Genomic DNA, 8,453 nt, shown 5'->3' on the forward strand with positions numbered 1-8,453 from the left:
AGGAGAGTGACATGACCGTTCCCGTCCTCACCGGGCATTCCTCGATCGCCGGGCGCTCCGTCGCCGGCACCGGCTCGGCACTGCACGCCATCGCGCCCGACACCGACGAGCAGCTCGATCCGCCCTACTCGCAGATCGACGTCGACCAGCTCCGCGAGGCGACGGCGGCCGCCGCCGAGGCGTTCGTGACGTTCTCGCGCCTCGAGCCCGAGGCCCACGCAGCCTTCCTCGAGACGGTCGCGGAGGAGATCGAGGCGATCGGCGACACGCTGATCGAACGGGCGATGCAGGAGACCGGGTTGCCGCAGGCGCGTCTTCTCGGCGAGCGTGCGCGCACCACCGGGCAGCTGCGGCTGTTCGCCGAGGTCGTCCGAGCCGGCGAGCACCGAGGCGTGCGCATCGATCCGGCGCAGCCCGACCGCACGCCGGTGCCCCGCGTCGACATCCGTCAGCGCAAGATCCCTCTCGGGCCGGTGGCGGTGTTCGGGGCGTCGAATTTCCCGTTCGCATTCTCCACCGCCGGCGGCGACACCGCATCCGCCCTCGCAGCCGGCTGCCCGGTCGTGTTCAAGGCGCACAGCTCGCACCCCGGCACGAGCGAGCTCGTGGCGGCGGCGATCGCGCGTGCCATCGACGCCCATGGACTCCACCCGGGAGTCTTCTCGCACATCTTCGGCCCGGGCCGCAGCGTCGGACAGGCGCTCGTCTCCGACCCCGAGATCCAGGCCGTCGGGTTCACTGGCTCCCGCGAAGGCGGTCTCGCCCTCGTGCGCGCCTCGCAGGCGCGGCCGGTGCCGATCCCCGTCTACGCCGAGATGAGCTCGGTGAACCCCGTGTTCATCCTGCCCGGCGCTCTGCGCGGCGATGTCGGAGCACTCGCCGCGGGGTACGTGCAGAGCGCGACCGGATCCAGCGGGCAGCTGTGCACGCAGCCCGGAATCGTCTTCGTCCCGCGGGGCGAGCAGGGCGACGCCTTCCTGCAGGCTGTATCCGAGGCGCTGCGCGCGGCCACAGGGCAGACCATGCTCTCGCCGAGCATCGCCGCCGCGTGGCTCGAGGGCGTCGAGACGAGGGACGCCAACGCCGAGATCCTCGCGCGGGGATCCGACGGAGAGGGTCCGCATGCCCCCGCGCCGGTGATCCACGCCGCCGACCTCGGATCGTTCGAGGAGAACCACGTGCTGCACGAGGAGATCTTCGGTGCGGCATCGCTGGTGGTGCGGTACGGCGATGTCGCCGAGCTGGTGCAGGCGGCGTCGCGTCTCGAGGGTCAGCTGACGGCCACGCTGCAGCTCAGCGCGGACGACAATGAGCTCGCGGCGGCGCTGCTGCCGGTGCTCGAGCGCAAGGTCGGACGCATCCTCGCGAACGGCTGGCCGACCGGGGTCGAGGTCGGGCACGCCATGGTTCACGGCGGACCGTTCCCGGCGACGAGCGACTCGCGCACCACGAGCGTCGGGACTCTCGCGATCGAGCGCTTCCTGCGGCCCGTCGCCTATCAGAACATCCCCGACGAGCTGCTGCCCGAGGCGCTGCGCGACGCCAACCCGTGGCACGTCCCGCGCTTCATCGACGGGCGGCGCGAGGCGTCCGCATGAGCGCCGTTCCCACCGTCGACAGAGTCGAGGTCGTTCCGGTCGCCGGCCACGACTCGATGCTGTTGAACCTCTCGGGCGCGCACGGGCCGTTCTTCACCCGCAACATCGTCATCGTGACGGATTCGGACGGACGCGAGGGTCTCGGCGAGGTCCCCGGCGGAGAGCCGATCCGCCGCACCATCACCGAGGCCGGCGAGATGCTCTCGGGTCAGCCGGTCGGCCGATACCGTTCGCTGCTGCGGTCGATCGCTACGCGCTTCGCCGATCGCGACGCCGGTGGCCGCGGGCTGCAGACATTCGACCTGCGCACCACCGTGCACGCCGTCACCGGCATCGAGTCGGCGCTTCTCGACCTCCATGCGCAGCACCTCGGCGTGCCGGTCGCCGAACTGCTCGGCGACGGTCAGCAGCGGGACAGCGTGCCGATGCTGGGCTATCTGTTCTTCGTCGGCGATGCCGACAGGACCGACCTCCCCTATCTGCGCGAGAGCGGCGACAGCTGGGAGAGCGTGCGACGCGAAGAGGCGATGACGGCCGAGGGCGTCGTGCGCCTGGCCGAAGCCGCCCAGCAGCGCTACGGATTCTCGGACTTCAAGCTCAAGGGCGGCGTGCTCGACGGAGAGATCGAGGCCGACGTCGTGACCGCCCTCTCCCAGCGCTTTCCCGACGCGCGCATCACGCTCGACCCGAACGGCGGGTGGCTGCTGGAGGATGCGGTGCGCATCGGTCGACGACTGCGCGACGTGCTCGCCTACGCCGAGGACCCGTGCGGTGCCGAGGGCCGGTTCTCGGGCCGCGAGGTGATGGCGGAGTTCCGGCGGCGCACCGGACTGCGGACCGCGACGAACATGATCGCGACCGACTGGCGCGAGATGGCGCACGCGATCCGATCGGATGCCGTCGACATCCCGCTCGCTGACCCGCACTTCTGGACGATGGCAGGGTCGGTGCGCGTCGCGCAGCTGTGCAACGACTTCGACCTCACATGGGGCTCGCACTCGAACAACCACTTCGACATCTCGCTGGCGATGTTCACGCAGGTCGGTGCGGCCGCGCCCGGCGAGATCACGGCACTCGACACGCACTGGATCTGGCAGGACGGTCAGCAGCTGACGGTCGATGCACCGCAGATCCGCGACGGCGCGGTGCGCGTGCCCGACCGGCCGGGGCTCGGTGTGACGATCGACCGCGTGCGGCTCGCCGAGGCCCACGAGCTGTATGTCGAGCACGGGCTCGGCGCCCGCGACGACGCGATCGGCATGCAGTACCTCGTGCCCGACTGGCAGTTCGACAGCAAGCGGCCCGCCCTCGTGCGCTGAGGCGCGTCCGGGTGGATCGCTACTCGAACCCGCCGGTCAACCGTCCCCGCATCCGCTGACTGCTCTCGTTCATCCCGACGATCTCGACGCTCTTGCCGAGCGCTGCGTACTTCGTCTCGATCGCATCCAGAGCGGCGACGGTCGACGCATCCCAGATGTGCGATCCCGACAGGTCGATCACGACATGCTCGGGGTCGTCGGGGTACTCGAAGAGGGTGGTGAGGTCGTTGCTCGAGGCGAAGAACAGCTCGCCGTTCACGACGTAGCGCGCGACGTCGCCCGAGACCGCGCGTTCGACCGAGCGGTCGACCGACACGAAGTGCGCCACGCGGCGCACGAACAGCACGGATGCGACCAGCACCCCGCCGACGACGCCGACCGCGAGGTTGTGGGTGAGGAGCACGAGCACGACGGTCGCCACCATCACGAAGGTCTCGCTCTTCGGCATCCGCTTGAGGGTCGACGGCTTTACGCTGTGCCAGTCGAAGGCGCCGATCGCGACCATGATCATCACGGCGACGAGGGCGGCCATCGGGATCGTGCCGACGAAGTCACCGAACACGACGACCAGCAGGAACAGGAAGATGCCGGCGCAGAACGTCGAGATGCGGGTGCGCGCCCCGGACGCCTTGACGCCGATCATGGTCTGGCCGATCACCGCGCATCCGCCCATGCCTCCGAAGATTCCGGAGAGCATGTTCGCCACGCCCTGCGCCCACGACTCGCGCGTCTTGTTCGAGTGGGTGTCGGTGATCTCATCGACGAGCTTGGCGGTGAGCAGTGACTCCATGAGCCCGACCAGTGCGACCCCGAGGGCGAACGGAGCGATGATCGCGAACGTCTCCCAGGTGAGCGGCACGTTCGGGATGAACAGCTCGGGAAGGCTCTTCGGCAACTCGCCCTGATCGCCGACCGTCGGCACGGTGATCGCGAACGCCAGCACGACACCGGTCACGATGATCACCGACACGAGTGGCGCCGGCACGACCCGGGTGATCCTCGGCATCACGATCATCACGACGATTCCCAGTGCCACCAGCGGATACACCAGCCACGGCACGTCGATCAGCTGCGGGAACTGCGAGCTGAACACGAAGATGGCGAGCGCGTTGACGAACCCGACCATGACGCTGCGTGGGATGAATCGCATCAGCTTCGCGACGCCCAGCACCCCGAGGAGCACCTGGAAGATGCCCGCGAGGATCACGGTCGCGATGAAGTAGTCCATCCCGTAGGTCGGAGCGACGGGTGCGATCACGAGCGCGACGGCTCCGGTCGCCGCGGTCACCATCGCGGGGCGCCCGCCGAGGAACGCGATCGACACCGCCATGATGAACGACGAGAACAGCCCGACCTTCGGGTCGACGCCCGCGATCACCGAGAACGCGATCGCCTCGGGGATCAGCGCGAGACCCACCACCAGACCCGCGAGCACCTCGCGCGTCAGCATCCGCGGACTCTTCAGCGCCTGGAGGACAGTGGGATTCGCCCGATAGCGGGCGCGATCGTCGACCGCGAGTGCAGACATGGGGATGCTCCAGAGAAGGTGCCCGGGGATGGGGCAGACGTTCCAGCGTAAGACCTCGGTCTCGATGCGGAGGATTTCTGCAGTGCGGAGGGCGGATGCCGGGAATCGGCCCTCCGTATCGAGGATCCCCTCCGGATCGGTGGGGTCGCGGGAGGGTGGCGAGATCGAGAGGTCATTGCGAGCAGGGATCTGCGTGTTCTGTGCAGCAGAGTGACAAGGGCGGGGCGCGTTGGGATTGTCACGATGCTCCGAGATTTTGCGCGTACCCGGTCTCGGGCGGATACTCATCCCATCCGCGCCGCCCTTCTCGGCCGGGGAATCGACATGCACAGCACCCCTGCTCTCGCCCCTGACACGACCATCGCCATCGTCGGCGCCGGCCGTCTCGGCGGCGTTCTCGCCCGGGCCCTGCGCGCAGCGGGCTTCGGCGTCCGCGGACCGCTTCGTCGCGACGACCGGATGCCGGATGCCGATCTCGCGCTGCTCTGCGTTCCCGATTCGGCGATCGCAGCCGTGGCCTTCGCCGCGCGACCGCATGCTCGACTCGTCGCGCATGTCTCAGGTGCGACGCCGCTCGCCGACGTCGACTTCAGCATCCACCCGCTGCAGACCTTCACCGGCACCGAGACGCCCGAGGTCTTCCGCGGAATCGGCGTCGCGGTCGACGGCCGCACACCCGAGGCGCTCGCGGTGGCCGAGCAGCTCGCCGCAGCGCTCGGTGCGACACCCTTCCGCGTCGAAGACGCCCACCGCGCGGAGTATCACGCGGCCGCATCCTTCGCCTCGAACTTCGTGCTCACGGTGCTCGACGCCGCCGAGCGCCTCGCGGCTCCCTCCGGGCTGGATCGCGCCCATCTCGCACCGCTCGTGCAGCAGACGGTCGACAACTGGGTGGCGTCCGGCGCGGCATCGGCCCTCACCGGTCCGATCGCTCGCGGCGACGAGGCGACCGTCGCGCGGCAGCGCGCAGCATCCGCCGACGTCGCCGACCTCTTCGACGCACTCGCCGCCGCCACCCGAGCGGTCGCCGACAGAAAGCCCCGGTCATGAGAATCCTCCGTACGATCGCCGAGGTGCGCACCGCGGTTCGAGACGCCCGCGGTGACGGCGGGATTGTCGGGCTCGTCCCGACCATGGGCGCCTTCCACGAGGGGCACCTCTCGCTCCTGCGCGCGGCGAGGGCGCAGAACGACCTCGTCGTCGTCTCGCTCTTCGTCAATCCGACCCAGTTCGCCGCGAACGAAGACCTCAGCACCTACCCGCGCGACGAAGCGCGTGACGCCGCGCTCGCTGAAGCGGAGGACGTCGACATCCTCTTCGCCCCCGAGCCGGCCGAGATCTACCCCGACGGCTTCGCCACGAACATTCACGTGGCGGGCATCACCGAGGTGCTCGACGGCGCGAGCCGCGGCCCCCACCACTTCGACGGCGTCGCGACCGTCGTCACGAAGCTGTTCGGCATCGTGCAGCCCGACGTCGCGTACTTCGGGCAGAAGGATGCGCAGCAGGTGCTCGTCGTCCGCCGGGTCGTGCGTGACCTGAACCTCGACGTCCGCATCGAGGCGTGCCCCATCGTCCGCGAACCCGACGGACTCGCCATGAGCTCGCGCAACGTGTACCTCGACGCGGATGCTCGCGCCCGGGCGACCGCGCTGAACCGTGCGCTCGACGCGGCGGATGCCGCGCACCGTTCGGGCGACGGGGACGGTATCGGCGATGGCGATGGCATCCTGTCCGCTGCCCGGGATGTTCTCGCCGAGGCGGGAATCGACGTCGAGTACCTGGAACTCCGGGATGCCGAGACGCTTCAGCCCGTCACCCGCATCGACCGCGACGCCCTGCTGCTCGTCGCCGCCCGTGTCGGCGCCGCCCGATTGATCGACAACCACCTGCTGAGAGGGTTCACGCAATGAGCGCCCACGCCGCCCCGACGAAGCGACTGACCCTGCGCGATCTCGACGCCAAGAAGCATGCCGGCGAGCCGATCGTCATGGTCACCGCGTACGACTTCCCGAGTGCGCAGATCGTCGAGGAGGCCGGCGTCGACCTGGTGCTCGTCGGCGATTCGGCCGCGATGACCGTGCTCGGCTACGACAGCACCGTGCCCGTCACGATCGACGAGATGCTGATGCTGACGAAAGCCGTGCGGCGCGGACTCACGAAGCCACTGCTCGTCGGCGACCTGCCCTTCGGTTCGTACGAGGCGTCGGATGAGCTCGCCCTCGCGACCGCGCAGCGCTTCATCAAGGAGGCCGGCGTCGACCTGGTCAAGATCGAGCGCGGCGGCACCACGGTCGACCGTGCTCGAGCGCTCGTGAATGCCGGCATCCCCGTCGTCGGCCATGTCGGACTCACGCCGCAGACTGCGACCTCGCTCGGCGGATACCGCGCCCAGGGACGCACCGCCGAGGCGGCGCTCGCAGTGATCGATGACGCCCTCGCACTGCAGGATGCCGGAGTCTCGCTGCTCGTGATCGAAGCAGTGCCGTCCGAGGTCACCGCCGCTCTCGCGCCCCTGCTGCGCATTCCGCTGATCGGCATCGGAGCCGGAGCGGATGCCGACGGCCAGGTGCTCGTCTTCCACGACCTGCTCGGCATCTACGCCGGCGGGGCCGCCAAGTTCGTCAAGCGCTACGCCGATGTGCGCGGTGTGTCCATCGCGGGGGTCGCGGCCTATGCCGACGAGGTGCGAGGCGGGCAGTACCCGGCGCCCGAGCACGGCTACGGGATGCCCGAGGGCGAGGCCGCGCGACTGCGCGACCTGCTCGCGCGGCGGTAGGCGTCGGCCTCCGGGGGCTTCGACGTCCGGCATCCAGTGCTGTCCCTCTCTTGCTGACCTCGTCGATGCGGAGGAGATCTGCGATGCGGAGGGCCGTATCGACGATCCCATCCTCCGGTGCGCTGTTCTCCTCCGCACCGTAGGAGTGCGATGGCTGCCGTGTCGAGGTCTCGAAGCGCGCGCATCACGCATTGTGAAGGAGAAATGCGCTTCCGAAGGAGAGAATCCCGGGATCTGGCCTTCCGAAGCGCAGAACTCCTCCGGTGCGTGGGTGCGTGGGTGCGTGGGTGTGTGGGTGTGTGGGTGCCGCGACGAAAGAGGTCCCCTCACGCCTCCCAGCGCAGGATGTCGCCAGGCTGGCATTCCAGCACTTCGCACAGTGCGTCGAGGGTCGAGAACCGCACGGCTTTCGCCCGCCCGTTCTTCAGCACGGCCAGGTTCGTCGGCGTGATCCCGATGCGCTCGGCCAGCTCGCCGACACCCATCTTGCGTCGCGCCATCATCACGTCGATGTCGACGACGACGGGCATCAGATGACCTCGTTGTCGAGCTCGGACCGCAGCGCCTGCGCCTCGACATCGCGGTCGATCGCCTGCCGCAGCAGCGCCTTCATCACCGCGACCAGCAGGGCGACGCCGGCGAGCACCACGCCGGCTCCGCCGATGAGCGCGACGAGACCCGGAGCTGCCGAGCCCGGAGCGAGGATCGCCGCGAGGATCCACAGAAGAGCCGCGGCCACGAGGATCGCGCCGATGATCACGTCGATGTAGCGGAACGACGAGGTCGAGAAAATCGATCCGCGACGCACCTTCGTGAGCAGCAACCACACGCAGATGCCGAAGACCTGCAGAGTGCCGACCCCGAGGACGACGATCGACACGAAGGCGATCCGCCCCCATAGCTCTTCGTCGGCGAGGTCGAGCCACAGCAGCGGCACGATGAGCGCCTGCACGGCCACGGATCCGACCAGCGCCAGCTCGATCACGACCCGCAGCACGATGATCGTCGACTTCGCCATGACTCCACCTCTCATCGAACAACAGCAGAAATCTATCGTTAATCGTTCGATTGAGCAAGGCGGATGTGCGGGGCGCGTTCGATGCGGAGGAGATCTACGGAAGGGAGGATCAACTTCGCGAGTTCGTCCTCCGGTGCGCAGATCTCCTCCGGTACGCAGATCTCCTCCGGATGCGGGGGCCGGGCGCGCTCGGAAGGAGATCGCGCATACC

Annotated in this window: 8 protein-coding genes; 5 read left to right on the plus strand and 3 right to left on the minus strand. The window is 69.0% G+C overall.

Annotation, left to right across the window (positions count from 1 at the left end):
• Positions 1-11: 11 nt before the first annotated feature.
• Positions 12-1,598, plus strand: a complete 1,587-nt coding sequence (locus AB0P11_RS01340; protein WP_056276161.1) for an aldehyde dehydrogenase (NADP(+)) — start codon at positions 12-14, stop codon at positions 1,596-1,598.
• Positions 1,595-2,917 (plus strand): enolase C-terminal domain-like protein, encoded by a 1,323-nt coding sequence (locus tag AB0P11_RS01345; protein ID WP_363519122.1) that lies wholly within the window; start codon positions 1,595-1,597, stop codon positions 2,915-2,917. Before AB0P11_RS01340 ends, AB0P11_RS01345 begins: the two co-directional genes overlap by 4 nt.
• A 19-nt stretch (positions 2,918-2,936) precedes the next feature.
• Here the strand turns inward: AB0P11_RS01345 and AB0P11_RS01350 are convergent, their stop codons facing one another.
• Entirely contained in the window at positions 2,937-4,445 is a 1,509-nt protein-coding gene (locus tag AB0P11_RS01350; protein ID WP_363519125.1) for a SulP family inorganic anion transporter, read from the minus strand.
• 324 nt (positions 4,446-4,769) lie between these two features.
• Here AB0P11_RS01350 and AB0P11_RS01355 point away from each other — a divergent pair, with 324 nt between their 5' ends.
• From AB0P11_RS01355 to panB, 3 genes are read left to right on the plus strand one after another with little or no spacing between them, the layout of a single operon-like run.
• Positions 4,770-5,495 (plus strand): Rossmann-like and DUF2520 domain-containing protein, encoded by a 726-nt coding sequence (locus tag AB0P11_RS01355; RefSeq protein WP_363519128.1) that lies wholly within the window; start codon positions 4,770-4,772, stop codon positions 5,493-5,495.
• A complete protein-coding gene (gene panC, locus AB0P11_RS01360; RefSeq protein WP_363519131.1) occupies positions 5,492-6,358 on the plus strand; it encodes a pantoate--beta-alanine ligase in 867 nt (288 codons plus the stop codon). The genes AB0P11_RS01355 and panC overlap by 4 nt, the downstream gene beginning before the upstream one ends.
• Complete coding sequence (gene panB / locus AB0P11_RS01365) at positions 6,355-7,224, plus strand: 3-methyl-2-oxobutanoate hydroxymethyltransferase (protein ID WP_053098442.1); 870 nt, start codon at positions 6,355-6,357, stop codon at positions 7,222-7,224. Before panC ends, panB begins: the two co-directional genes overlap by 4 nt.
• 326 nt (positions 7,225-7,550) lie before the next feature.
• Here panB and AB0P11_RS01370 read toward each other — a convergent pair whose 3' ends face one another.
• Together AB0P11_RS01370 and AB0P11_RS01375 are read right to left on the minus strand one after the other, a co-directional pair.
• Entirely contained in the window at positions 7,551-7,754 is a 204-nt protein-coding gene (locus AB0P11_RS01370; RefSeq protein WP_042540715.1) for a helix-turn-helix transcriptional regulator, read from the minus strand.
• On the minus strand, positions 7,754-8,242 hold the full coding sequence (locus AB0P11_RS01375; RefSeq protein ID WP_363519135.1) for a DUF2975 domain-containing protein: 489 nt from the start codon (positions 8,240-8,242) through the stop codon (positions 7,754-7,756). Before AB0P11_RS01375 ends, AB0P11_RS01370 begins: the two co-directional genes overlap by 1 nt.
• Positions 8,243-8,453 lie beyond the last annotated feature (211 nt).

This window comes from Microbacterium sp. NPDC079176, from assembly GCF_040686675.1.
Lineage (GTDB): Bacteria > Actinomycetota > Actinomycetes > Actinomycetales > Microbacteriaceae > Microbacterium.